We start from the raw sequence: 2,004 nt of genomic DNA, 5'->3' as shown, positions 1-2,004 counted from the left end.
GGATGTACGACACCAGCTCGCCATTTTCGACGAACGGTTTGGCATAGGTCGCCAGGCCATCGCCATCGAAGGCGGCGCTGCCCAAGGCGCGCGGCAGGTGCGGACGCTCGTCCAGGGTCAGCCAGGCCGGGAACAGGCGCTGGCCCATGGCCCCTTCGAGGAACGACGACTTGCGATACAGGTTGCCGCCCGAGATCGCCGACAGGAAGCTGCCAAACAGCCCTCCCGCCAGTTCAGCCGAAAACAGCACCGGCACTTCGCAGGTCGGCACCGGGCGTGCTCCCAGGCGGCTGGCGGCACGCTGCGCGGCGCGCTGGCCGATGCTGCGCGGGTCGGCCAGCAGCTGGCCCTGGCGGTTGACGTCATACCAGTAGTCGCGTTGCATCTGCCCTTCGCCCTCGGCGATCATCACGCAGCTCAGGCTGTGCCGGGTCGAGGCGTAGCCGCCGATGAAACCATGGCTGTTGCCGTACACGCGGCAGCCCTGATGGGTATTGAGGGTGGTGCCATCAGCGTTGAGGATGCGTGGGTCGGCGTCAAAGGCCGCCGCTTCGCACTGCAGCGCTTTTTCGATGGCCTGCTCGGGACTGATGTCCCAGGCGTGGTAGAGGTCGAAGTCTGGCAGGTCGCGGGCCATCAGCGCTGGATCGGCCAGGCCTGAGCACTCATCCTCGGAGGTGTGCCTGGCAATCGCCAGCGCCGCCGCGACGGTCTCGCGGATGGCATCGCCGCCGCTGGCCGAAGTGCTCGCCGACCCCTTGCGCTGGCCAACGTACAAGGTGATGCCGAAGCCCTGGTCGCGATTGAATTCGACGGTCTCGACCTCGCGCTGGCGCACCGTGGTGGACAACCCTTGCTCAAGCGACACCGCCACCTCGCAGGCGCTGGCGCCCTGGCGACGCGCTTCGGCGATGATCTGCTCGACCTGTTCCTGCAACGCCGGCAGGGCCTGCGGGCCTACGCTCTGGACTGCACTCATGGTTCTCTCCACTCAAATTCTGCGTTCGGCGAGGGTCATTCTACGACCGGGCCGGACAAGCGGCCCCCGACTGGTTATCATGGCGGCGTTTTCCAGCGGACTGCCACCATGGTTGATTCTTACGACGACGCCTCCTACGAAGGCGAAAAAAGCAAAACCCAGATCAAGCGCGAGCTGCATGCGCTGGTCGACCTCGGCGAGCGCCTCACGACGCTCAAGGCCGACACCATCGCGCGCCTGCCGTTGACCGACGCCCTGCGCCGGGCATTGGCCGACGCCAGCAAGCACACCGCGCACATCGCGCGCAAACGTCATATGTCGTTCATCGGCAAGCTGATGCGCGACCAGGACGTCGAGGCGATCACTGCCCTGATCGACCAGCTCGATGCCTCCACCCGCCAGTACAACGAGCGCTTCCACGGCCTTGAACGCTGGCGCGACCGCATGATCGATGGCGGCGACGAGGACCTTGAGCGCTTCTTCGGCGAGTACCCTGAAACCGATCGCCAGCAGCTGCGCTCGCTGGTCCGCCAGGCGCAACACGAGAAGGCGCGCAACAAGCCGCCCGCCGCCTCGCGCAAGATCTTCAAGTACATCCGCGACCTCGACGAGACCCAGCGCGGCCTGCGCTGAGCCTTGCCGACGGGCAGGCGCCCGCCTGCCCGGGCCCGGTCATGCGCCGGTGCCGCCCACGGTGATCAGGTCTATCTTCAGCGTCGGCTGGCCAACGCCTACCGGTACTGACTGCCCATCCTTGCCACAGGTACCGACCCCGCTGTCCAGCGACAGGTCGTTACCGACCATCGATACCCGGCTCATGGCCTCCGGGCCATTGCCGATCAGCGTGGCGCCCTTGACCGGGGCGGTGATCTTGCCGTCCTCGATCAGGTAGGCCTCGCTGGCGGAGAACACGAACTTGCCGTTGGTGATGTCGACCTGGCCGCCGCCGAAGTTCGGCGCGTAGAGGCCTTTCTTCACCGAGCGGATGATTTCCTCCGGTTCGTGGCTGCCGCTGCGCATGTAGG

General features: G+C 66.3%; 3 protein-coding genes. 1 reads left to right on the top strand and 2 read right to left on the bottom strand.

Annotation, left to right across the window (positions count from 1 at the left end; translation table 11 throughout):
* Window positions 1-979 (bottom strand): metallopeptidase TldD-related protein (locus VJS90_RS03750; protein WP_324119245.1); only part of this gene is annotated, 979 nt, incomplete at its 3' end.
* A 108-nt stretch (window positions 980-1,087) separates the two neighbouring features.
* Between VJS90_RS03750 and yjgA the strand changes: the two genes are divergently transcribed.
* On the top strand, window positions 1,088-1,612 hold the full coding sequence (gene yjgA, locus VJS90_RS03745) for a ribosome biogenesis factor YjgA (RefSeq protein ID WP_324119243.1): 525 nt from the start codon (window positions 1,088-1,090) through the stop codon (window positions 1,610-1,612).
* Between the two features lie 39 nt (window positions 1,613-1,651).
* Here the strand turns inward: yjgA and VJS90_RS03740 are convergent.
* A partial coding sequence (locus VJS90_RS03740) for a metallopeptidase TldD-related protein (protein ID WP_324119241.1) occupies window positions 1,652-2,004 on the bottom strand: 353 nt, incomplete at its 5' end.

The sequence above is a fragment of the Pseudomonas sp. genome (assembly GCF_035277045.1).
Classification (GTDB): Bacteria; Pseudomonadota; Gammaproteobacteria; order Pseudomonadales; family Pseudomonadaceae; genus Aquipseudomonas.
This window is presented reverse-complemented; position numbering and strand designations above follow the sequence as displayed.

Bases quoted from the DNA above. Each gene is read 5' to 3' on its own strand.
- yjgA (WP_324119243.1), top strand. From the start codon at position 1,088: ATGGTTGATTCTTACGACGACGCCTCCTACGAAGGCGAAAAAAGCAAA.